This is a genomic window from Marinihelvus fidelis, assembly GCF_008725655.1.
GTDB classification, from domain to species: Bacteria; Pseudomonadota; Gammaproteobacteria; order Xanthomonadales; family SZUA-36; genus Marinihelvus; species Marinihelvus fidelis.
Genome location: NZ_VYXP01000001.1, coordinates 318,402 through 340,119, shown reverse-complemented (window position 1 = coordinate 340,119; position 21,718 = coordinate 318,402). Strand labels below are relative to the sequence as shown.

The following is a 21,718-nucleotide window of genomic DNA, read 5'->3' as shown; positions in this document are numbered from 1 at the left end:
GGTCAGAGTCGACTCAGAGTCGACTCTGACCCCACTCTGACCCCACCACTCCCATGAACGATCTGTTCGCGACGACTGAACGTACCGATCGGCCCCTGGCGGATCGAATGCGCCCGGCTACCCTGGAGGAATTCACCGGCCAGCGCCACCTGCTTGACGTGGGCAAGCCACTGCGGCGCGCCATCGACCAGGGCCGCGTTCACTCGATGATCTTCTGGGGGCCGCCGGGCACCGGCAAGACCACGCTGTCCAGGATGATTGCCAGCACCACGGACTCGCATTTCATCGCGCTGTCGGCGGTCATGGCCGGCGTCAAGGACATCCGCGCCGCCGTCAGCGAGGCCGAGCAGCAGCACCAGGTCAGCGGCCGCGGCACGGTGCTGTTCCTGGACGAGGTGCACCGCTTCAACAAGGCCCAGCAGGATGCCTTCCTGCCCTGGGTCGAGAACGGCACCGTCACCTTCATCGGTGCGACCACCGAGAATCCGTCGTTCGAACTGAACAACGCCCTGCTCTCCAGGGCGCGCGTCTATGTGCTGAAATCGCTGACACTGGACGACCTTGAAGGCGTTTTGCGCCGCGCGCTCTACGACACCGACCGTGGCCTGGCTGGCGCGTTCCGCATCGACGACGAGTCACTGCAGCAGCTGGCCACTGCCGCCGATGGCGATGCGCGCCGGGCCCTTAACCTGCTCGAACTCTCGGCCGATCTTTCAGAAGACGGCGTGATCACACCTGGCATTGTCGGCGAAGTCGCCAGCGGCCATCGTCGTCGCTTCGACAAGCAGGGCGAGGTGTTCTACGACCAGATTTCCGCACTGCACAAGTCGATCCGTGGCACCGACCCCGATGCCGCGCTTTACTGGCTCGCACGCATGCTGGATGGCGGCTGCGACCCGCTGTACATCGCCCGACGCCTGGTGCGCATCGCCTCGGAGGACATCGGCAACGCCGACCCGCGTGCGCTGCAGATCAGCATGGACGCCTGGCAAACCTACGAGCGCCTGGGCAGCCCCGAGGGTGAACTCGCCATCGCCCACGCGGCGGTGTTCCTGGCCTGCGCGGCCAAGAGCAACGCCGTCTACATGGCCTTCAACCAGGCCATGGCGGACGCGCGAGACAAGGGATCACTGGACGTTCCGATGCACCTGCGCAACGCGCCGACACGGCTGATGAAGGAACTGGGCCACGGCGAGGGCTATCGCTACGCGCACGACGAGCCGGATGCCGTCGCGCTGGGCGAGCGCTACTTTCCGGACGAGATGGAGCCGGCGAACTATTACCAACCGGTGGAGCGGGGTCTCGAGATCCGCATCAAGGAAAAACTCGACGACCTGCGCCGGCGCTCAGACTCGGGGACCAGTCAAGGCGGGAAAGACCGCTGACAGCGCCTATACTGGTTCTGAAACCCTGCCCAGGACCCGTACCCATGAATTCAAATATCCTGCTGATGACCGCAGCGCTGGCGTTTCTGTCCGCCATAGCTGCCGCTGACGGCACATCCACCCGCCCCGGCGCCCACGGCACCGAACTGGCACAACGTGCCGGCGCGCCGCTGTTCGAGGGCATGGGCGACCACCACCACGCCATCACTACCGCCAGCGCCGATGCCCAGCGCTATTTCGACCAGGGCCTGGTCATCGATTTCGCCTTCAACCACGCCGAGTCCGTGCGCTCCTTCCGTGCGGCGCAGACGCTCGACCCGCAATGCGCGATGTGCTTCTGGGGCGAGGCGCTGGCGCTGGGGCCGAACATCAACGTCACCAGTGATGGCAAGGCGATCATGGGGGACGAGGACCGCGTGCAGGCCTTCTCCGCCATCGGCAAGGCCCAGGCGCTGAAAGATCACGCCAGCGAAGCCGAGCGCGACTACATCGACGCGCTGGCAACGCGCTACAACGGCGAGCCCGGTACCGACCGAGAGCCGCTGGACCAGGCCTACGTCAAGGCCATGCGGGCCCTGTACGAGAAATACCCCGAGGACGACGACGCCGCCAGCCTGTTCGCCGAGTCGATCATGAACACCATGCCGTGGGACTACTGGCTGGACGGCGACACGCCGAAACCGGAGGCAGCGGAAGCCATCGGCGTGCTGGAAACCGTGCTGGCACGTTCACCCGAACACCCTCTGGCGCTGCACCTGTACATCCACGCCGTGGAAGCATCGAACCGCCCCGAGCGCGCCGAGGCCGCGGCCGACCGCCTGGCCAACCTGGTGCCCGGCGCCGGCCACCTGGTACACATGCCGGCCCACATCTACTGGCGCGTTGGGCGCTACGACGACGCCTCGGAGGCCAATATCCGCGCCGCCGCGGTGGACGAGGAATACATCGCCCAGTGCAACGCCCAGGGGTTCTACCCGGCGCTGTACTACCCGCACAACATCCATTTCCTGTGGGCGGCATCGTCCATGCAGGGGCGCAGTGAGCTGGCCATCGATTCGGCCCGGCGGGTCTCCGCCAACGTGCCCGAGGCGATGATCGAGCAGTTCCCGATGGTGGAGTTTTTCCACACCATCCCGCTGCTGTCGCTGACACAGTTTGGCCGCTGGGACGACATCCTGGCCGAGCCACAACCCCGCGATGACTTCGAATACTCCAACGCCATCTGGCACTACGCCCGGGCCACGGCCTTCGCGCGCAAGGGCGACCTGGCCGCTGCCCGGACAGAAGAGGCCGCGCTGGCCGCGCTGAAGGACATGCCCGATGTCACCTTCCTGGATACCCTGGCCTACCCGGCGACCCAGTTGCTCGACATCGCCGATGCCCTGGTGCTGGGAGAAATCGCCATGGCCGACGGTGACCTGGACGACGCCATCGGCCGGTTCGAACATGCCGTCGCGGTGCAGGACCAGCTGCCCTACACGGAACCACCGTTCTGGTACTACCCCACCCGGCACACACTCGGCCGCGCGCTGCTCGCCGACGACCAGCCCAGCCGCGCCGAGGCCGTCTACCGGCGTGACCTGGAGCTTTACCCGCACAACGGCTGGGCCATGTACGGCCTGATCCAGAGCCTGCAGGCGCAGGGCAAGGACACCGCCGAAGTGCAGCATCATTTCGATATCGCCTGGCAGAAGGCGGACATTGAGCTGACGGCGTCGCAGTTCTAGAAACGAAAAAGCCCCGCCAGGGCGGGGCTTTTCGCAACATTTGAGCAGCCATCAGCGATGGCTGCGAACCTGTCAGATGGACTTAACCTGACAGTTCGGCGCCCAGGTCTTCGGCCCAGCGATCCATCATCCGCGCGGCGACCTTGCGGGTCGTGGCGGTGTTGCGGATGGTATTGCCCGGCTCACGGTCGACCTGCTGGTCACGAACGGTCGCCAGTAACTGGCCGGTCACACTATCGGTGATCGTGGCTTCCAGCGTCATGTCACCGGAACTGCCGGACCGGACCGTGGTGTACTTGGTCCAGCCCGCGTCGGGGACGATAAAGTTCAGGTCGACAATTTTCGGCGTGACCCGCAGGACACCTTCGTCGACATGGTCGACGACCTCAAAACCCATCGAGCGGAAGCGCTCTTCGAACACCTCGGTGGCCAACTGGGCCATCTCGGTGGTGAATTCGTCCATCTCTGAACGCTTGACGAAATTGCCGGCGCGCTGCTGCTGTCGCCGCCACCATGACGCGAACTCGACGTCGAAATCTTCGATCATCACCGCGCGGTAGTCGCCCAGCCGGGCATCGGCCAGGCGGTACATCTGCGAGAAGCGTTCACTGTCGATGCGCTCCATGCCTTCCTCACACGGCTCACCGGCCTTGCCGGCCAGGGCGGCACCACTGGTCGCCAGCGCGACCACACCAACAGTCAATAGGGTCTTGATTCGATTCATGGAGCCCGCTCCTGCGTGTGAGTGTTAAGTGAGAATAGCACAACCAACGTCGGGGTCAGGGTAAGGGGTCAGAGTCGTGATTCTGACCCCTTACCCTGACCCCTGACCGCGTCCCTCGCATGGCTAGCCCGCGCCGAAGGCCAGGTTCTCGCGAACATAGGCCGGCAGGGTGTGCTCCGCCGGAACCGGCGTAGAATTTCCCTCATCATCCAGCGCCACGAACTTGAACTTGCCCTCGGTGACCTTTTCACGGTTACCGATGCGCTGGCGCCGCACCCAGGCTTCGACATTGATCACCATCGAGGTCGTACCCACCGATTCGACGTAGGTATAAACACCCAGGATGTCGCCCACCTTGACCGGGCGGATGAAACTCATGCCGTCGATGGACACGGTCACCACGCGGCTTTGCGCGCGCTGGCCGGCGCAGATGCCGGCGGCGTTATCCATCTGTGACAACACCCAGCCGCCGAAAATGTCACCGGAGGGGTTGGTATCGGCGGGCATGGCTACCACCCGCATGGTCAGTCGACCCTTGGTTTTCTCTTCCATCCCCGGATTCTAGCCCAGCGCAACGGGACAGGGCGTGGGTTTTCGCCATGAAGCGACCGCTGGCCACGCGTCTGCTTCGCTAGACTGGGTGCAGGGCATCCACAGACCGGGAGGGGAACGCCATGAAGCGGCTCCACAACACCATCTTTCCATGTTTGATCCTTGCGACTGCCATGGCCTTACCTGTTGCACAGGCCCAGCAAACGCCGAATACACCGCACCCCTGCCAGGCGAACCCGGCTTACCGGGCCTTCGACTTCTGGGTTGGCGAGTGGGATGTCATCGCTGGTGAACAACAGGTGGGGACCAATGTCATCAGTCGCGAGGAAGGCGGCTGCCTGCTACTGGAACAATGGACCAGCGCCCAGGGCGGCACCGGCCAGAGCTACAACTTTTACGACCCGGAGTCCGGCTTGTGGCGGCAAGTATGGGTGAGCCAGGCCTTCATCATTGACTACAGCGGCGGCCTGGACGACAACGGCGTGATGGTGCTCGAGGGCGACGCCGTCTACCACGCAAGCGGCGAACGTCATCCGTTCCGCGGCCGCTGGACCCCGCAGGCCGATGGCACGGTGCTGCAGGAATTACTGCAAAAAAACGCCGAAACCGGCGAATGGGCGCCCGTGTTTGTAGCCACCTACCATCGGAAAGGCAAGGGCTGAGCGCGGAAAGCCAATGCCCAGGCGCCCATAGAAAACAGCTACCAATTCATTCAATATTTTCAATTGGCGCTCGCAAGCCACCGAAAAATATACTGATTCCACGACCGGCGCCCCTGCCGGCCTTCACACAGTGAGGATCAGGATGAAAACAATGAAGCAACTGCGTACCGCGATCTCCGTCGCGCTCGTGTGCGCAATGGGCTCAACGACCACGGCCATGGCCGACACGGTCGTGCGCGACAACGATTACTGGTGGCCCAACCGCCTGCAGCTCGAGCCGCTCCGTGACTCGTCCGGCTCGGCCGACCCGATGGGCGCCGGCTTCAGTTACCCCGAGGCTTTCGCCACGCTGGACCTGGACGAACTCAAGGCCGATATGAAAGCCCTGATGACCGACTCCCAGGACTGGTGGCCGGCCGACTACGGTCACTACGGCCCGTTCTTTATCCGCATGTCCTGGCACGCCGCGGGCACCTATCGCCTGATCGACGGCCGTGGCGGCTCCGATGGCGGCATGCAGCGCTTCGCGCCGCTGAACGCCTGGCCCGACAACGCCAGCCTGGACAAGGCCCGCCGCCTGCTTCAGCCGATCAAGCTGAAGTACGGCAACGCCGTGTCCTGGGCCGACCTGATGGTCCTGGCCGGCACCATCGGCATGGAAGACATGGGTTTTCCGATCGTCGGTTTCGCCTTTGGCCGCGCCGATGAATGGGAGCCGGAAGAAGTGAACTGGGGTGCCGAAGGTGAGTGGCTGACGTCCCAGCGCCGTAACGACGACGGTACCCTGGAGCGCCCCTTCGGCGCCACCGAGATGGGCCTGATCTACGTTAATCCGGAAGGCCCCCACAAGAACCCCGACCCGCTGCTGGCCGCCGAGGCCATTCGCGAGGCCTTCGGCCGCATGGCCATGAATGACGAGGAAACCGCCGCGCTGATCGCCGGTGGACATACCTTCGGCAAGGCGCATGGCGCCCACAAGCCGTCCGAGTGTGTCGGCCCCGACCCCGAGGCCGCCCCGCTGGAAGACCAGGGCATGGGCTGGACCAACAAATGCGGCACCGGCAAGGGTGCCGATACCGTCACCTCCGGCCTGGAAGGCGCCTGGACCGTGAGCCCGGCGCAATGGACGCACAATTACCTGCAGAACCTGTACGGCTTTGAGTGGGAGCTGACCGCCAGCCCCGCGGGTGCGCAGCAGTGGGTGCCGGTGGACGGCGGCGGTGCCGGCCTGGTACCGGACGCGCATGACCCGGACAAGCGTCACCAGCCAATCATGTTCACCACCGACCTGGCCTTGCGCGAGGATCCCGCCTACCGCGAGATCACCCAGCGCTGGCTGAAGAACCCGGAAGAGTTCGAAGACGCCTTCGCCCGCGCGTGGTTCAAGCTGACCCACCGCGACATGGGCCCGACCTCGCGCTACCTGGGTGACTGGCTGCCGGAAGAGACCTACATCTGGCAGGACCCGGTACCGGCAGCGGACTACGACACCATCGATGCCGATGACGTGGCCGACCTGAAAGCGGCCATCCTCGACAGCGGCCTGACCGTCCCGCAGTTGGTCCGCACCGCGTGGGCCTCGGCGGCATCCTTCCGCCAGACCGACATGCGTGGCGGCGCCAACGGCGCTCGTGTGCGACTGGCCCCGCAGAAAGACTGGGCCGTCAACCAGCCGGAAGAACTGGCCATGGTGCTGGGCAAGCTGGAAGCCATCCAGGCCGACTTCAACGATGACGCCGGTGACACCCAGGTGTCCCTGGCCGACCTGATCGTCCTGGGCGGCGCCGCCGCCATCGAGAAGGCCGCGGCCGATGCCGGTCATGACATTGACGTGCCCTTCGTGGCCGGTCGTACCGATGCCACCGCGGAAATGACCGACGCCGATTCGTTCACCTGGCTGGAGCCGAAGGCAGACGGTTTTCGTAACTACCTGTCACCGGACTTCCCGCGTACACCGGCCGAAGGCCTGGTCGAGCGCGCCGCACTGCTTGGGCTGACCGTGCCGGAAATGACTGCGCTGGTCGGCGGCCTGCGTGTACTCGGCGCGAACCACGGCAACACCGCCCATGGCGTATTCACGGACGCACCGGGCACCCTGTCCAACGACTTCTTCGTCAACCTGGTCGACATGTCCACGGTGTGGAGCAAGTCAGCGACCGACGGCCTGTACGAGGGCAAGGACCGTGAATCCGGCACCGTGAAATGGACCGCCACACCGGTCGACCTGGTGTTCGGCTCCAACTCCGAGCTGCGTGCCGTGTCCGAGTTTTACGCCCAGGACGACTCGAGTGACCGTTTTGTCGACGACTTCGTGGCCGCCTGGACCAAGGTCATGACGGCGGACCGTTTCGACGTGAAGTAATCCAAGGCCTGATCAGTGGCGCTGCCTGCATGGGCGGCGCCACTGCTATCCCGGCTGTGGATCGTCAACAGCCAATACGGGATATGATGCCCCACCCGTTCCCGGCGAATATCGCGTGTGGCCCATGCTCCGAAAGTTGTCTCAAACCCTGATCCTGGCCCTGATCCTGGCCGTCCTGTCACCGCTGGCACTGGCCAGCTCACCCGGTGAACCAACCCTTTACCCGGAAACGTCCAGCTACTCCGAAATCCATAATTCCATTGAAGCGGCCCGCACAGTCGCACGCGACCGGGGCAAGTTGCTGATGGTGGTCATGGGGGCCGACTGGTGTCACGACAGCCGCGGATTCATCGACCTGCTGGCCGACCCGGGTTTCCGGGCCCTGGTGGACGAGCGTTATGTTGTGCAGCGCGTCAACGTGGGCTACTACGATTTTGTACGCGACGTGATCCAGGCCTGGGACGTACCCGTCATTTACGGCACACCCACGGTGCTGGTCATTGAACCGGCAAGCGACACCGTGCTGAATCGCAACACGCTGCCCTATTGGCGAAATGCCGCATCAATGTCTGCCAGTGACGCCATCGACTATTTCGACGCGTATACGCCGGGGCCGCCACCACCCGCCCCCGCGACATCACCCGAACTGGCCGCCGCACTGGCGGACATCGATGCCTTCGAGCGCGAGCAGGCCGAGCGGATCTACGCCGCGTATGCCGATATCGGCGCCATGATGCGCGACCTGGATGGTGAACGACCCGGCCCCGGGTTTCGTGAAAAATGGGACAGCCTTGCGGCTATGCGCGCGCAGATCACCGTGGACCTGGCGGAACTGCGCCGCCAGGCCCACCAGCAGGCGAGTTCAGGAGCCGATCCGATCGAACTGGATTTCCCCGAGTACTCGCTGTACCTGGACTAGATCCGAAGCTCACCATCCTCCACCGGAATGCGGCGGCCGGGGTCTTCATCCATACGTATCCGGTGACGCTCACCGTCCAGTTCGTAAGTCACCATGAAACCCGCCTGCTCCTGGTAGGTGTCATACCGGGTTTCGCAGACGGTCTTCGGCACCTGCTCCGTATTGTTTTCCTGGATTTTCTCCTGGGCCTTGTTACCGGCGTAGCCGCCCGCTACCGCGCCTGCGGCGGTGGCGATATCCTGGCCACTGCCATCCCCCACCTGGTTACCCAACAATCCGCCGATCACCGCACCGGCCACGGTACCCGTGACCTGGTGTTTGTCCTTGACTGGCTTCTGTCGGGTTTCCAGTTCCTCGCGGCAGGCCTCGCGTGGCACGGATTCCGTGGTGTAGATCGGTTCGACGTCGATCACTTCCGCGAACGCCGGGTCCTGGTTCAGCTGGACGCCTGCAAACGTACCGATGGCGGTCACCGCCACGGCGCCAATCATCACTCCGGTCAGGGTTTGCCTGTTCATGGTCTTTCTCCTGTCTGTCTGTCGAATCGCGAAAGGGCACGCCCATCGCTGCAGAACACCCAGCAAACTCCATGCCAGATATCATATCCCATATTTTTCATGCACTTACATTATCAATGACTTTCCAGAACGCGCGTAACAATTACCCGTGCAAGGTAACCGTTACACTGAAAAAGTGATCGGGGACGAAAAAATTCCGGATTGTTGCTAACCCACGCTGCACCCCAGGCATCCAATACGCATGAGAGCCCAGACTGACGACTCCGGGGCGCCGAGTGAGTCGGCGTTTCACCAGGCCATCGCCCGGCGCGGTGACTACTGGTATTCCGCGTGCCTGCGTATTACACGCAACCCGGAACTCGCCGGTGACGCGGTCCAGGACGCCCTGCTCAATGCCTGGCGAAAGCGCAGCCAGTTTGCCGGTGAGGCGCAACTCGACACCTGGATCCATCGCATTGCGGTCAACTCGGCGCTGTCGCTGGTGCGCGCGCGCCACCCCGAGCGCTGGCAGGCGATGGAGACGGATTCGTGCGACGACCAGCCCACGCCCGATGTCGCGCACCACTACGACGAACTGGACACCTCGCTGCAAAGCGCACTGCGCGGGCTGTCGGAGATGGAGCGCGTGTGCTTCATCCTCAAACACCTGGAGCAGTGGACGCTGCAGGAAATCGCCACCGAACTCACCACCAGCCTGGGCACGGTCAAGCAAGCCCTGTTCCGGGCGGTCAAGAAGCTGCGGGTCACGATGAGTGGCCTGAGGAGCGCATCATGATCGACGACCAGACACTCACCCTCTACTACTGGCGCGACGGCCTGACCGACGACGAACGCCGGTCTGTCGAGGCCGCATTGGCATCCGATGCCGTTCTGGCGGCCCGCTATCGGCAGCTGGTCGCGGAGCTGGAGTCCCTGACCGGCGATGCCTTGACCCCCGCACCCGGGCACCGCAAGCACCAGTGGCATGACCTGCTCGAACGAGAAGCACGCCTTGAACGCCAGAAGGCGGCCGCTTCAACCACCCGCCGCCCGCTGCTTGGCCTGGGCGCGGCCTTTGCCGCGGTGCTGGCGCTGGGTGTTGGCATCGGTATCTGGGTGCCTGGACAGGCGCCGGGGCCGGGGCCCGGTATCGGGCCGAAGCCCGTTGCCATTGAACCGGTGACGGACCCGGTACCAACGGCCCAGCCTGCGTCTTTCGAGCGCGGTCTGCAGCTGTACCTGCGCGAAAGCCGCAGTGAGCTGGCTGACCTGGGCCAGCGCGACGCGGCCGACCGCGACGCCTTGCTGGCACAGATCATTGCCCAGAACCGCCTGTTCGAGCGCGCCGCCGAGAAGCAGCAAGCCCCGGACATCGCGCGCGTGATGCGCGCCATCGAGCCCATCCTGCTGCGACTGGCCGATGCCGAAACCTCCCCCGAGGACGCCGAGGCGCTACGCCGGCAACTGGCTTTCGAGCTGAACGCCGTGCTAACCCGGCTGCAGCAGCCGGCATCAAAGCCAACGACGATCTGATCAGGATGACCCGCCGGGGCCCTGCCCCGGCCAAACGAAGGAAACTAGACATGAAACGTACCCCACAGATGACCACCACGCGGCTGGCCGCACCCGCGCTTGCCGTCATGGTTGCCCTGTCCACGGTTCACGCCCAGGCCCAGGACGATGGCACCGAGGCGCTGCAACTGGTCGCGATCGAGGCGCTGATGGTAGCGCCTTCCGAGCGCGCCCTGCCCGTGGTTCAGCGCCTGCTGGCCGGCGACAGCAGTGACGAACTCAAGTCCCGCGCGCTGTTCGTACTGGGCCAGATCGACCTGCCCGAGGCCGAACAGACCCTGCTCGAGTACGCGCAGAACAGTGATGGCGAGCTGCAGCTGGAGGCCATCCGCTCCATCGGCATCAATGGCGACCCGGCACTCACCGCGCAACTGGCCGACGTCTACAGCGCCGGTGACATGGCGGTCCGCGAAGCCGTGCTCGAGGCCTACATGATTGCCGGCGACAAGGAATCCGTGTTCGCCATCGCCACGAATGCCGGCAGCGACGAGGAATTCGAGGCCGCGGTCCAGCAACTGGGCGTAATGGGCGCCACCGACATGCTGCAGCAACTGCGCGACAGACCGGGCGCGATGGAATCCCTGATCGATGCCTATGCCATCGCCGGCGACACCGAAACCCTGCTGGTCATGGCGAGGGACGGCAGTGACCCGCTGCGCCAGAAGGCGGCACTGCAAGGGCTGGGTATCGCCGGTGGTGACAACATCAGCGAGGCCTTCCGCGAAATCTACCTGGACACGGATGACCCGGGCATTCGCGAGGCGGTCCGCAACGGCATCCTGATCGCGGACGACGAGGAACTGGCGCTCGACCTGTTCCGTTCCGCCGGAAATGACCAGGAGAAGGCCGAGCTGCTGCGCCTGCTGGTCATCATGGACAGTGACGCCGCCATGGAGGCCATCGACGCGGCGCTGGGTGGCGGCGACAACGGAGTCCAGCCGTGATCCGCGCCTTCGTCTTCACGTTGGGACTCTCCGCGACCCTGGTCAGCGCCGACGCTCGCCCCCCGTTCGCGGCCGACGGCTGGTACCGCTGGCAGATTGACGCCGTGGAGACCCGCGGCGAATGGTGCTGTCACACCTGGAACAACAACCGTCCCACCCGCATGGCCTGTGACCTGGACCAGGATGGTTTTTCTGTCGACCACGTGGATGAAGCGGAGCCACAGGCAGTGACGACGGGTGCGGGCGGTGCAGGCGGCTCAGTGATGAACCTCTTCGCGCGGGTCGAGGGCGGCGAAATCACGAAACTGCGGCCCTTCAGCCCCGGTTGCGAGGTTCATGCGCGGGACGGCTGGACCAACCTGGGCCCGGTCGCCACCGGCGACAGCCTGGCCTGGCTGGGCGACAGCGACACCGACGACCGGATGATGGCCGTCGCGCTGCATGCCGGCACCGAGGCCCGGAATGAACTGGTCGAAACGGCCCTGCACGGCAACGACCCCCGCACCCGCGAGCACGCGATTTTCTGGATGGGCCAGCTGCGCGTTGAAGAAACCCGCGACGTGCTGCTCGAGCTGATGACCGCCGGTGACCGTGAGAAGATCCGTGAGCAGGCCATCTTCTCCTACGCCCAGTCACCCGCGCCGGACCGCATCGACGTGCTGATCGCGCTGATCGAGAACACCCGCCAGGACATGCACGACCGCAAACACGCACTGTTCTGGCTGGCGCAGGCTGACAGCCCCGAGGGCGTTGATTACATCCAGGCGCTATTGACCGGGTCACCTTAGCGGACATAGATTGGCGGCTGCTCCCAGCCGCCAGGATGTCCCATGCGCCGTTCCGTTACCTGCTTTCTGACCGCCCTCACCCTGCTTGCCAGCACGACGCTGGCCGCGCGCGACAACCTGGCGCCAACGCCCTTCCCCGAGCTCGAATACCACACCGCCCTGCTACCGGGCGAGCATGACCCGGCCATTCCGGTGCCCGAGGACCTGCTCGGCTTCACGCCCGGCAAACGCCCGGCCACCTACGATGAGCTGATCGCCGCCATCACCGCCATGGTGGACGCCAGCGATCGCGCCGTGATGCTGCCCTACGCCACCACGCACGAGGGCCGCGACCTGTACCACGTGATCATCTCGACGCCGGACAAACTCGGCCGCCGCGACGAAATCCAGGCCGATGTGGCCCGGCTGGCCGACCCCCGTGAACTGTCCGGTGGCGACGCCGACACGATCATCAGCCGGCTGCCCGGCATCGCCTGGATGGGCTACTCGATTCACGGCAACGAATCATCCGGCGCCGATGCCGCGCTGATGTCGATCTACCACCTGCTGGCCTCGACCGACCCGTCCGTGACCGCGCTGCTGGAAGAACTGGTCATCATCATCGACCCGGTGATGAACCCAGACGGCCGCGCGCGCTTCACCAAGTCGCTGCAGGAAGCCCGTGGCGCCGCACCTAACGTGGATGACCAGTCACTGCTGCACCGCCAATCCTGGCCCTGGGGGCGCGGCAACCATTACCTGTACGACCTGAACCGTGACTACATCCTGGGCGTGAACCCGGAGACGCGTGGCAAGGTCGACGCCATCAACCGCTGGTACCCGCAGATTGTCATTGACGGGCACGAGATGGGTAGCCAGGAAACCTACCATTTCTCCCCGTCGTCGCAGCCCATCAACGCCCATCGGCCCGACTACCTGGGTGAATGGGGCGAGGTCTTTGCCGCAGACCAGGGCCGCGAGTTTGACCAGCGCACCTGGCCCTATTTCAACCGCGAGTATTTCGACGACCTGTACCCCGGTTACACCACCTATAGCCAGTATCGTGGCGCGCTGAACATCCTCTACGAACAGGCGCGCTACTCCGAAGACGGCGTGCGCCGTGGCGATGGCCGCGTTGTGACCTATGCCGAGGCCGTGCACCACCACGTGACCAGCACCTTCGCCAACCTGTCGACGCTGGCGGAACACCACGAAGCGATGTACCGCGACTACCTGGCCGACCGCCGCGCCAACGTGTCGTCCGGCGGCCCGTACGGCAACCGCAGCTTCGTGGTCATGGCCAATGGCAACCACACGCGCCTGGACACGCTGGCCGACGTGCTGGCATGGCAGGGTTTCGAGATTTTCCGCGCCGATGACGCCTTCACCGTGTCTGGCGCGACCAACCAGCTGGGCGAGACCGTTGACCGCTACGATGTTCCGGCCGGCAGCCTGGTCATTCCCAACCGCCAGCCGGAAGCCCGCCTGCTGGCGACGATGCTGGAGTTCGACACGCCAATCAGTGACGAAGTGCTGCGGCGCGAGCGCGAGGGCGTGCTGCGCGACGGCGACTCGATCATGTACGACACCACCGCCTGGAACCTGGGAATGATGTTCGGATTGGAAACGCTGGAGGTACCCAGCCACCTGCGTGCCGGCCTGGCGCCGTGGGCAGTTTCCGAGGCCGACAACCCGGCACCAGAGGCTGTTGGTGAAGGCATGGGCTGGCTGGCCTCCGGCCTGGACGACGCTTCGGTGGGCTTCGCCGCCCGCCTGCTGGAACAGGGCGTGCGCGTGCGCCTGACCGACGAGGCCACCCGGCTGGACGGTACTGACTCGCCACGCGGCAGCGTGGTCGTGCTGCGCTACGACAACCCGCCCGAGGCAGGTGTCGATGCCGACGGGCACTGGCAGCAACTGGCTACGCGCGTCACGGATACGGCGAATGAACTGAACCTGCCCGTCACCGCGTTCACGAACGGCGCCGGCGAGGGTGAGTTTGCCGACGCCGGCAGTCATCATTTCGTGGCGCTTCAACGTCCGCAGATCGCCATCGTCACCCGCGGCAGCACCAGCGGCTACGACTACGGCACCATCTGGCACAGCATCGACCGGCACCTGGGCATCCGCCATTCGCACCTGGACCGCAACATGCTCGGCTTCCTGGACCTGCGGCGCTACAACGTCATCGTGCTGCCGGACCTGTACTGGGGGCAGTTGTCCGACAGCGAGCGCGACGCGCTGAAGACCTGGACCCGTGCCGGCGGCACGCTGATTGCCATCGACGGCGCCACCGGCGCGCTGACCGACGCGGACGCGGAGTTCAGCAGCGTCCGAACCCTGGGCAGCGTGCTCGACAAGCTGGACGACTATGAAACCCGCCTGCAACGCGAGTGGCTGGCCAACAACGTCAGCCTTGATGACGACGCCATCTGGTCACACACCGCCCCGGTTGAGGTCGACTACCCCTGGCGCAAGGCGCCGGCCCGGCCCAAGACCGACGAACTGAAGCAGATGGATGCCTGGCAGGCACAGTTCATGCCGTCCGGCGCCTATGTCGCCGCGCGCGTGGACCAGCACCACTGGCTCACCAGCGGCGTGGGCGAGGTGCTGCCGGTGCTGGTACAGAACAACCCGCTGCTGATGTCAGGCGATGAGAGCCGCGCCGTGGTGCGCCTGGGTGTGTATCGCGAAGTCGAGCCCAGCGGCTGGCAGGGCATACTCAATGCCGCCGGCGTCAGCAGTGACAACGGTGAAGGCACTACCCGCGTCGGCTGGGCCGCCCTGCCCGAACAGCACGAGTTACGCCTGCGCATGAGCGGCCTGCTGTGGCCGGAAGCCGCGCAACGCGTCGCCAACGCCGCCTGGGTCACCCGCGAATCCGTTGGCGACGGCCAACTGATCCTGTTCGCTGGCTCGCCGATGTTCCGCGGCGCCAGTTACGGCACCAACCGGCTGTTGCTGAACGCGCTGGTCTACGGGCCGGGACTGGGCGCCGACGCGCCGATCTCGCCCTGACGAAGCGAAGGGGTCAGAGTGGACTCAGAGTCGGGTCGGAGTCCACTCTGACCCCAACACTCAGGCCAAAAAAAACCCCGCCGATGGCGGGGTTTTTTCGAAGTCCGGAAAGCCGGCTTCAGCCAGGAACGACCTGGGTCGCCTGCGGGCCCTTCGGGCCGTCTTCCATCTTGAAGGTCACGGCCTGACCTTCGGTCAGCACCTTGAAGCCTTCAGCCTGGATGGCCGAGAAGTGGACGAACACGTCCTTGCCGCCATCTTCAGGAGCGATGAAACCGAAGCCCTTGGCTTCGTTGAACCATTTAACGGTACCGTTCTGCATGTCAATTTCCTTGAATATCAATAAAAACGACGGATCAATCGCGCGTCTCAAGAAAATCGAAATAATGGGGTTACCAATATGGGACTTCTGAGAAAAGGGTACTGCAACTAATCTTTCGTTAGCACGCGGCGCTCCAACTTAAAGCTGCCTGGTACGTGCGGAGCGAACTGTAGGCCTAAAATTCCTGAATAGCAAGAGAAACTTTTGTGACAGCCCACCCGGTGCCCCCCCTTTGAGGCCACCGGAGCAAGGTCACTCAATCAGGATCGGTGTTGGTCACGCGGGGGTCACACAAAAAGGTGCAGTCGCCGTTGGAGGTGTCCTTCACAGACAGTTGGTAATAGTCCGTCTCAACCGCGTCATCCGCATCCTTGATCGTTACCTTGTAGGTATCCTGATCGTGTTTGCTCAACTGTGTGTTTCCTGTGCCGAAGGAGACGTCAACCAGGTGATAACGCGAATCAGCGATCAGCTTGACCAGGAAAGATTGTTCCCCCTGTCCCTTCGGGACGGTTTCATTGCCCTGGGTGTCACTCCCACCGGCGTACTGGTAGCTGTAACTCAGTGACTGCGGGTTTGACGTGGATGCCACCAGGGTAGCCGCCTTGGCAAACGCGGGCGAACCACAATTGGAACTCCTGATATCCAGGGTTACATCGGAAAGTGTCGTGGTCATAAGAACGCCTCCTTTTTCTTTCGTTTGTGGGATTTTGGCCGAATGGATCGAATCTCTGGGCTAATTACGGGCCAACTCGTCAAATGTTGGTCGATAACGTGGGTCACTGAATCCTATCTCTTCAAGATAAAGCCAGTGAACCTGCGCACCCTCGCTATCTCCCATGCGTGAAAGAAGCGTGGCAAGCACCGCCCGGCTTTTCGGTGTATGCATTTGTTCGACATCAAGCTCATCAAGCGCGCGTTGCCAGGCTCGTCTTGATTCATCATCGAAGCCCCGCGCCGCCAGGACAGCGCCTAGTGAGCCCAGTGCCAGGGCAAAGTCGACATTCGCCGTGTACTGATCACTGGCGTCCATTAACGCCTGGCGATGCTGGACACACGACTCTGCCCGACCGATAGCGTCTGCGCCTGATGACAGCCGAAAGTCCATTTGGGATTGCAGGCATACCGTCTGAGTCAATAACGCATTGAGCTCCGCCCCTTGCTTCGAGGCAGGACCATCATTTGAGAGTCGCTGGTAAACGTCATCCAGAACCTGTCGGCTTGCCTCGACCTGGCCCATATAGAACTTGGCTTCGGCAACCCAGACCCGGCACCTCTGGTTGGCGTGCGCCCAGGAGTCATTCGATGGATCATGAGTAACAAGCTCGTCAAAAATCGACTGGCATTCTGAAACCATGTCATGCGCCTTATCGACATCGCCCAGGTTCCACTGCAAATCCGCGCGTATACCAAGCAGATAGGCCAGGCGCTCGCCGGAGCGCATGTCTTCCCTGGAATTCCAGCGCGACCGAAACAGTTCTTCAGACCTTGCCAACGCATGGTCTGCTTCACTCAGGTCCCCAAGGTCGCGACGCGCCGACCCCTCCCATGAATATCCCTGGGCAAGCTCTTCCCTCAACGTATCGTCACCAGGGTTTTTCGCCAGCAATTCTTCATTCAGCCGGTTGGCCGACTGAATAAATTGGAGCGCTGCCTCTCGATCGCCCCGTGCACGTGCCAGGGCGCCAAGGTTGGTCAGGGCAAAAACCATTTCGAGCTTGTAGTCTTCGTTGGACGGTTCATTCGCCAACAATCGCTGGCTGTGGTCGTGATAGCGCTGAAAGGAGAGTTCTGCACCATCAAGGTCGTCGTTCTGCCAGGCCACGTACCCCACCCAGAACTCTGCCTGGCTCTGCTCGAACAGGTACTCGGCGTTGTCCGGATGCCTGGCGAGTAGCGCCGCGGTCAGCTCACGCGAGTCCTCGAACGCCTGAAGGGCGGCAGGAAAATCACGGCGTGCAAACTCCACCTCGCCCAGCTGGCGCAGCGCCAGGGCGCGTTTGAGCAATTCCTCGTCGGTGCCGCGGTCACCCAGGGCGTTGAAGTATTCACTGGCCTCGTCGCCGACGGCATCGAGCACGTCCAGGCGGCCGATGGGCTGCAGGCGGTCGCGCAGGTCGACCAGCATGAAGTCGATCAGGCTTTCGGCCTGGCCGCGGCGGACGTCGGCCTCGTTGCGGGCCTGGACGGCCAGGATGGCCAGCGTGATGGTCACGACGCTGACGGCCATGGCGCCGGCGGTAGCGGCGCCCATGACGCGCATGCGGCGTTGCTGGTCGCGCTGGCGCAGGGCATCGACGCCGACGCCCAGCAGGCCAGCGATGAGCTTGAGTTGTGCGCCGCGCTTGCCGTCGGCGCCAGGGCGGAGGTCAGCGGCCAGGGGCTCGGGGCGCGGGTTGCCGGCGTCGTCAAAGAGCATGGCTTCGGGGAAGGCGCAGTCGGGGGCGTCGCGCTCGGGACCACCTTCGACGATTAGCGGCAGGATGGGCCGGTCGGGGGCGATCTTGCGAAAAGCGCGGATTTCCCTGTTGGTCCAGCGCGAGGCGGCGGCGTGCGGCGAGCAGATCACGATCAGTGCCGCCGACTGTTCCATCGCCTGGGTGATGGCGGCGGTCAGGTCTTCCGACGATGCCAGTTCGGTATCGTCGCGAAAGAACGGTCGCAAACGTTTGCCACCATCGCGACCGTTCTGGTCGCGCAGCGCCTTCGGCAGGCGGTAGCGCTCCAGCGCGTTCTGCAGCCAGCGCGCCCAGGCCTTGTCCCTGTGGCTATAGCTGATGAACGCCTCGTAGCGCATACGGTCCCCTTGCCCCTGAAGATAGGCCGAGTATACCGCCTCACCTTTAGCTTGCCTGCTGCCGCGACGTGTTCAGCGCCCAAAAAAAACCGCCGACACGAGGCCGGCGGAAAACCTTGGGCCAGGGGGACGGCCCTTTGGAAGGAGTGCGTGCTATGCCGTCAGAACGGGCAACTGGCCGTCGGGGTCAGGCGGTTGCCGGAGTACATCACCGGCGCGTCATCGCCCATCGTCACTTCGGCGACCAGGGTCTGGCATGACTCGACGCCGATGGTGATGGTGCCAATGTCTTCGGTCTGCGGGCCGCCCATTTCCGTGGTGCGATACAGCGTGGCCGTGGTGATCTCGCCGTCGAAGCCACCGCCGCCGCTGTCGAAGGTCAGCCAGGTGGGCTCGCCCATCTCGTCATAAAACAGCCAGTCGCCGACGGCACGGTTCTGGCCGGCCAGTGAGAAGAAGTTGAAACCGTGGCCGGGAACCACTTCACCCTGGTCGTCCAGTAGCTGGAAAATGCCTGAAGCCGACTCGTCAACCGGGGTACGCAGCGGCAGTTCCCCCACCGGCACCGCGATCAGGCCCAGCGGCTGGTTGCCGCCGTCGCCCACGGCGAAGATGGTGACGATAGCGCCGTCCGGCAGGTCGACGGGCAACGGGTCAATGTAGTTGACCAGGCCGTCATTGGACGCCACTTTCAGGTCATAAGTGCCTGCCGGGACTTCCAGGTAGTCGCTGCCGACACCGTAGGGCACGCCCTGCAGGCCGCCGACAATGTCGCCGCCCGCGGTGCGGATGGAGACCTCGGTGGCTTCCAGCGTGTCGGCAAACGGCGCCGCGTGGTAAACGCGCAGTTTGACGTTGCCGGCCGCCGGCATGGTGTTGTCATCGGCCAGTGCCATCAGCTCCAGCGGCTGGTTGCTGCCGTTACCGGTCGCGAAGACGGTGTAGTCCATGCCGTCGGTCAGCGTGAAGTCGGCGGTGATGGCCGGGTCTGCCGCGCCGGTCGGGACAATGTCGATGGTGTAGTCACCCGCGTCCAGTTCAATATAGTCCGTGAAGTCCTTGAACTTCACATCTTCCAGCGCGGTGGTGCCGTTCAGCACCACGCTCACGGACGTCGCGTCCAGCGAGTCGGCGAACGGGGCAAAGTGAGCGACGGTGACGCGGGCCTGGCCAAAAGCCATGCCGCTGACACCGAGGGCGACCAGGGCGGTCAAAGCCTGCGTGCGTAATTTCATGGTTGCTTCTCCTCGTTGATGAAGTCCGGTAGTGGCCCGGCGGCGCGGGGCCGCTGAGCACGTCGACAAGTCTCCACGCGGGCCGTGAATGGGCAGTGAACTCGTCATGAAGACGCAATGCTTCGGCCTTGACGGGCGTCAAGCCGGCGTGAAATCGTGACCCGGGCGGGGCCGGTCATGGGCTTTACATGGCCTTCACGTGGACGCGACTACAATTGTGTTGATGTAAAGAGGGGCGCAGAACCGTGACCACCATCCTGCTGATTGAAGATAACCACGACATTGCCGCCATGGTGGGCGACCACCTGGAGACGTCCGGCTACGAGGTCGACTACGCCGCCGACGGCATCACCGGGCTGCACCTGGCGGTGACCGAGCCCTTCGATGCCATCGTGCTCGACCTGATGCTGCCGGGGCTGGATGGCATGGACCTGTGCCGCAAGTTCCGCCAGGAGGCCCATCGCGACACCCCCATCCTGATGCTGACCGCGCGCGACACGTTGGAAGACAAGGTGGCCGGGCTCGAGGCCGGCGCCGACGACTACCTGGTCAAGCCCTTCGAGATGGAGGAACTGGACGCCCGCCTGCACGCCATGCTGCGGCGCGCCTCCGGTGAGATGACCAGCCAGGTGTTGAGGGTAGCGAATCTCACGGTCAACACCGGCACCTGGGAAGTCAGCCGCCAGGGCCAGCCGCTGACGCTCACGCCCATCGGCCTGAAAATGCTCACCACGCTGATGAAGGTGTCACCGCGGGTCATGAGCCGGCGTGACCTGGAGCGCGCGGTCTGGGGCGACATCGTGCCCGATAGCGATGCCCTGCGAAGCCACCTGTACAACCTGCGCAAGGTGATCGACAAACCCTTCGACAAGCCGCTGCTGCACACCCTGCAGGGCCTGGGTTACCGGCTCGCCGACCCGGATGACCAGTAATCGCGGCCTGAACCGGCGGCTCGGCCGCAGCCTGCTTCTGCAGGCGCTGTACATCACGCTCGCCGTCGTGGTCGGCATTTTTGTCGCCGCCAGGCTGGTTGAAGATGTACTGATCGAAACGGCGCTCGAGGGTGAAGCCAGCTATTTCTGGGAGCGATACGACGCCAACCCGGCCGCCGAGTTGCCGGACACGCGCAACATGACGGCCTACCTGGATGGCCCGGCCACCCTGCCCGCGCACCTGCGCACGCTGGAACCCGGCCTGCACGACATGTCCGTGCCGCGTGACCTGCTCGTGCTGGTCGAAGACCGCGACGGCCACCGGCTTTACCTGGAATTCGAAGTCGGGCAGGTCGACCAGCTGGTCATGCTGTTCGGCCTGGTGCCACTGACGCTGGCACTGCTCGTTATTTACCTGTCCACCTGGGGTGCCTACCGGGTGTCGCGGCGCGCCGTATCACCCATCGTCTCGCTGGCGCACAGGGTCGAGCAACTGGACCCCGGCGAATGGCAGCCGGGTCATTTCGAGCTGGCTTCCGACGACACCGAGGATGCCGAGATCAGCGTTCTGCGCCAGGCGCTGCAGGACCTGGTCCGGCGTGTGACCGAGTTCACGGCCCGCGAGCGCCGGTTCACGCGCGACGCCAGCCACGAGCTGCGCACCCCGTTGACGGTCATTCGCATGGCCGCCGATCGCCTGCTGAAGACCCTGCCCGAAGACAGCCGTGACCGCGAGCATGCGCAGCGTATCAAGGGCAATGCCGACGACATGCTGCGGCTCACCGATACCTTCCTGTTGCTGGCCCGCAACGCCGACCAGGGGCTGGACCGGGAATGGGTCAGCGTCAACGAGATCACCACGGCGGAACTGGAGCGGCTGCGCATCGTTCATCCCGACAAGCCGATCGCATCCCGGCTGCTCGAGCAGGGCCAGCTGTCGGTCCTGGCGCCGGCGAAAGTGGTCGAGGCGGTGATCGGCAACCTGGTGCGCAACGCCTTCGCCTATACCGACGAGGGCGAAGTCGAAATCACCATCGCCGATGGACAGGTGATCGTGCAGGACACCGGCATTGGCATGGACGCCGAAGAGCTGCAGCGCATCTTTGACGCTTTCTACAGTCGCGGCCGCCAGCGTGGCGGGTTTGGCGTGGGACTGACCATCGTCAAGCGGCTGGTGGAGCGATTCGAGTGGTCGGTCGACTACGATTCCACACCGGGCAAGGGCACCACGGTGACGCTGCGATTCCCGGACGCACGGTTCGAAGCCAGCGACTGATTCACGCGGCGTTCACCCGCGTTGCAC

19 protein-coding genes are annotated in these 21,718 nt (G+C 64.2%); 12 read left to right on the top strand and 7 right to left on the bottom strand.

The window, feature by feature from the left end; translation table 11 throughout:
* Positions 1-107 precede the first annotated feature (107 nt).
* Positions 108-1,385, top strand: a complete 1,278-nt coding sequence (locus F3N42_RS01345; RefSeq protein ID WP_318190941.1) for a replication-associated recombination protein A — start codon at positions 108-110, stop codon at positions 1,383-1,385.
* A gap of 44 nt (positions 1,386-1,429) precedes the next feature.
* Positions 1,430-3,112, top strand: a complete 1,683-nt coding sequence (locus F3N42_RS01340) for a tetratricopeptide repeat protein (RefSeq protein WP_150862579.1) — start codon at positions 1,430-1,432, stop codon at positions 3,110-3,112.
* Positions 3,113-3,194: 82 nt separating this feature from the next.
* Here F3N42_RS01340 and F3N42_RS01335 read toward each other — a convergent pair whose 3' ends face one another.
* Complete coding sequence (locus tag F3N42_RS01335; protein WP_150862578.1) at positions 3,195-3,836, bottom strand: DUF3313 family protein; 642 nt, start codon at positions 3,834-3,836, stop codon at positions 3,195-3,197.
* Between the two features lie 123 nt (positions 3,837-3,959).
* A complete protein-coding gene (locus F3N42_RS01330; protein ID WP_150862577.1) occupies positions 3,960-4,388 on the bottom strand; it encodes an acyl-CoA thioesterase in 429 nt (142 codons plus the stop codon).
* A gap of 122 nt (positions 4,389-4,510) precedes the next feature.
* On the opposite strand from F3N42_RS01330, the gene F3N42_RS01325 reads away from it, so the two are divergent.
* The 3 genes from F3N42_RS01325 (at position 4,511) to F3N42_RS01315 (ending at position 8,331) form a co-directional block, all read left to right on the top strand.
* A complete protein-coding gene (locus F3N42_RS01325) occupies positions 4,511-5,050 on the top strand; it encodes a hypothetical protein (RefSeq protein WP_191621156.1) in 540 nt (179 codons plus the stop codon).
* Positions 5,051-5,246: 196 nt separating this feature from the next.
* The gene (katG, locus tag F3N42_RS01320) at positions 5,247-7,412 is read left to right on the top strand and encodes a catalase/peroxidase HPI (protein ID WP_318190942.1); all 2,166 of its coding nucleotides are present in this window, start codon (positions 5,247-5,249) and stop codon (positions 7,410-7,412) included.
* Between the two features lie 124 nt (positions 7,413-7,536).
* On the top strand, positions 7,537-8,331 hold the full coding sequence (locus F3N42_RS01315) for a thioredoxin family protein (RefSeq protein ID WP_150862574.1): 795 nt from the start codon (positions 7,537-7,539) through the stop codon (positions 8,329-8,331).
* Here the strand turns inward: F3N42_RS01315 and F3N42_RS01310 are convergent.
* Positions 8,328-8,849 (bottom strand): glycine zipper 2TM domain-containing protein, encoded by a 522-nt coding sequence (locus F3N42_RS01310; protein WP_150862573.1) that lies wholly within the window; start codon positions 8,847-8,849, stop codon positions 8,328-8,330. The two genes, F3N42_RS01315 and F3N42_RS01310, sit on opposite strands and share 4 nt — an antisense overlap.
* Before the next feature lie 241 nt (positions 8,850-9,090).
* Between F3N42_RS01310 and F3N42_RS01305 the strand changes: the two genes are divergently transcribed.
* Genes F3N42_RS01305 through F3N42_RS01285 form a run of 5 tightly spaced genes read left to right on the top strand, consistent with a single transcriptional unit; the run spans position 9,091 to position 15,129 of the window.
* Entirely contained in the window at positions 9,091-9,624 is a 534-nt protein-coding gene (locus F3N42_RS01305; protein ID WP_150862572.1) for an RNA polymerase sigma factor, read from the top strand.
* Positions 9,621-10,361 (top strand): hypothetical protein, encoded by a 741-nt coding sequence (locus F3N42_RS01300; RefSeq protein ID WP_150862571.1) that lies wholly within the window; start codon positions 9,621-9,623, stop codon positions 10,359-10,361. The genes F3N42_RS01305 and F3N42_RS01300 overlap by 4 nt, the downstream gene beginning before the upstream one ends.
* 50 nt (positions 10,362-10,411) lie before the next feature.
* Positions 10,412-11,344, top strand: coding sequence for a HEAT repeat domain-containing protein (locus F3N42_RS01295; RefSeq protein ID WP_191621155.1), 933 nt, complete (start codon positions 10,412-10,414; stop codon positions 11,342-11,344).
* Positions 11,341-12,132, top strand: a complete 792-nt coding sequence (locus tag F3N42_RS01290) for a HEAT repeat domain-containing protein (RefSeq protein ID WP_150862569.1) — start codon at positions 11,341-11,343, stop codon at positions 12,130-12,132. Before F3N42_RS01295 ends, F3N42_RS01290 begins: the two co-directional genes overlap by 4 nt.
* Before the next feature lie 42 nt (positions 12,133-12,174).
* The gene (locus tag F3N42_RS01285; RefSeq protein WP_150862568.1) at positions 12,175-15,129 is read left to right on the top strand and encodes a M14 family metallopeptidase; all 2,955 of its coding nucleotides are present in this window, start codon (positions 12,175-12,177) and stop codon (positions 15,127-15,129) included.
* A gap of 118 nt (positions 15,130-15,247) precedes the next feature.
* On the opposite strand, the gene F3N42_RS01280 is transcribed toward F3N42_RS01285, so the two are convergent.
* From F3N42_RS01280 to F3N42_RS01265, 4 genes are all read right to left on the bottom strand, one after another.
* Complete coding sequence (locus tag F3N42_RS01280) at positions 15,248-15,451, bottom strand: cold-shock protein (protein ID WP_150862567.1); 204 nt, start codon at positions 15,449-15,451, stop codon at positions 15,248-15,250.
* Positions 15,452-15,707: 256 nt separating this feature from the next.
* Positions 15,708-16,127: a hypothetical protein gene (locus tag F3N42_RS01275; protein ID WP_150862566.1), complete on the bottom strand. Its 420-nt coding sequence runs from the start codon at positions 16,125-16,127 to the stop codon at positions 15,708-15,710.
* A 60-nt stretch (positions 16,128-16,187) separates the two neighbouring features.
* Complete coding sequence (locus F3N42_RS01270; protein ID WP_150862565.1) at positions 16,188-18,248, bottom strand: TIR domain-containing protein; 2,061 nt, start codon at positions 18,246-18,248, stop codon at positions 16,188-16,190.
* A 161-nt stretch (positions 18,249-18,409) separates the two neighbouring features.
* On the bottom strand, positions 18,410-19,483 hold the full coding sequence (locus tag F3N42_RS01265) for a DUF4397 domain-containing protein (protein ID WP_191621154.1): 1,074 nt from the start codon (positions 19,481-19,483) through the stop codon (positions 18,410-18,412).
* A 245-nt stretch (positions 19,484-19,728) separates the two neighbouring features.
* Between F3N42_RS01265 and F3N42_RS01260 the strand changes: the two genes are divergently transcribed.
* Positions 19,729-20,415, top strand: a complete 687-nt coding sequence (locus F3N42_RS01260; protein WP_224784620.1) for a response regulator transcription factor — start codon at positions 19,729-19,731, stop codon at positions 20,413-20,415.
* On the top strand, positions 20,405-21,691 hold the full coding sequence (locus F3N42_RS01255; protein ID WP_150862563.1) for a sensor histidine kinase: 1,287 nt from the start codon (positions 20,405-20,407) through the stop codon (positions 21,689-21,691). The genes F3N42_RS01260 and F3N42_RS01255 overlap by 11 nt, the downstream gene beginning before the upstream one ends.
* Positions 21,692-21,718: the final 27 nt, after the last annotated feature.

Coding starts and splice junctions, on each gene's coding strand:
- F3N42_RS01255 (WP_150862563.1), top strand. CDS start 20,405: ATGACCAGTAATCGCGGCCTGAACCGGCGGCTCGGCCGCAGCCTGCTT.
- F3N42_RS01295 (WP_191621155.1), top strand. CDS start 10,412: ATGAAACGTACCCCACAGATGACCACCACGCGGCTGGCCGCACCCGCG.
- F3N42_RS01275 (WP_150862566.1), bottom strand. CDS start 16,127: ATGACCACGACACTTTCCGATGTAACCCTGGATATCAGGAGTTCCAAT.
- F3N42_RS01280 (WP_150862567.1), bottom strand. CDS start 15,451: ATGCAGAACGGTACCGTTAAATGGTTCAACGAAGCCAAGGGCTTCGGT.
- F3N42_RS01265 (WP_191621154.1), bottom strand. CDS start 19,483: ATGAAATTACGCACGCAGGCTTTGACCGCCCTGGTCGCCCTCGGTGTC.
- F3N42_RS01340 (WP_150862579.1), top strand. CDS start 1,430: ATGAATTCAAATATCCTGCTGATGACCGCAGCGCTGGCGTTTCTGTCC.
- F3N42_RS01300 (WP_150862571.1), top strand. CDS start 9,621: ATGATCGACGACCAGACACTCACCCTCTACTACTGGCGCGACGGCCTG.
- F3N42_RS01315 (WP_150862574.1), top strand. CDS start 7,537: ATGCTCCGAAAGTTGTCTCAAACCCTGATCCTGGCCCTGATCCTGGCC.
- F3N42_RS01330 (WP_150862577.1), bottom strand. CDS start 4,388: ATGGAAGAGAAAACCAAGGGTCGACTGACCATGCGGGTGGTAGCCATG.
- F3N42_RS01310 (WP_150862573.1), bottom strand. CDS start 8,849: ATGAACAGGCAAACCCTGACCGGAGTGATGATTGGCGCCGTGGCGGTG.
- F3N42_RS01335 (WP_150862578.1), bottom strand. CDS start 3,836: ATGAATCGAATCAAGACCCTATTGACTGTTGGTGTGGTCGCGCTGGCG.
- F3N42_RS01325 (WP_191621156.1), top strand. CDS start 4,511: ATGAAGCGGCTCCACAACACCATCTTTCCATGTTTGATCCTTGCGACT.
- F3N42_RS01345 (WP_318190941.1), top strand. CDS start 108: ATGCGCCCGGCTACCCTGGAGGAATTCACCGGCCAGCGCCACCTGCTT.
- F3N42_RS01270 (WP_150862565.1), bottom strand. CDS start 18,248: ATGCGCTACGAGGCGTTCATCAGCTATAGCCACAGGGACAAGGCCTGG.
- F3N42_RS01285 (WP_150862568.1), top strand. CDS start 12,175: ATGCGCCGTTCCGTTACCTGCTTTCTGACCGCCCTCACCCTGCTTGCC.
- katG (WP_318190942.1), top strand. CDS start 5,247: ATGGGCTCAACGACCACGGCCATGGCCGACACGGTCGTGCGCGACAAC.
- F3N42_RS01305 (WP_150862572.1), top strand. CDS start 9,091: ATGAGAGCCCAGACTGACGACTCCGGGGCGCCGAGTGAGTCGGCGTTT.